Source organism: Burkholderia alba, from assembly GCF_034721475.1.
In the GTDB taxonomy this organism is placed as follows: Bacteria; Pseudomonadota; Gammaproteobacteria; order Burkholderiales; family Burkholderiaceae; genus Burkholderia; species Burkholderia alba.
The window spans coordinates 1-366 of sequence record NZ_JAWJWL010000189.1 but is presented as its reverse complement, the minus strand read 5'-3'; the positions used below and the strand labels follow the sequence as shown (position 1 = coordinate 366).

The window sequence follows — 366 nt, the reverse complement described above, 5'->3', positions numbered from 1 at the left end:
CAGCTTGTCGGCGTTCTTCAGCGCTTCGTTCAGGTTGTTGCCGATCTGGTCGAACGGCACCTTGTCGAGCTTCTTCGCGATGTCGGCGACCTGCAGCTGCAGTTCGTCGAGCGTGTTCGGCACGGTCGGCAGTTCGACCGGCGCGTGAGCGACGTCGATCTTCACGGCCGGCGCCTTCGGGAAGAAATCGAGCGCGACGTACAGCTGGCTCGTCAGCAGGTTGCCGGTGCGCAGCTGGCCGCGCAGCCCGTGCTCGACGAGACGCACCAGGATGTCGCGGCGCGCCGCCTCGCCCTTGCTCTGAACCGCTTCGCGGAAGCGCCGGCCGAGCCGCTCGGGGTAGACGTTCATCGTCACCGGCATCGT

General features: G+C 66.7%; 1 pseudogene. It reads right to left on the bottom strand.

The window, feature by feature from the left end:
• Nucleotides 1-366 (bottom strand): annotated as a pseudogene (locus RZR99_RS33165) (mammalian cell entry protein); the annotation flags it as partial.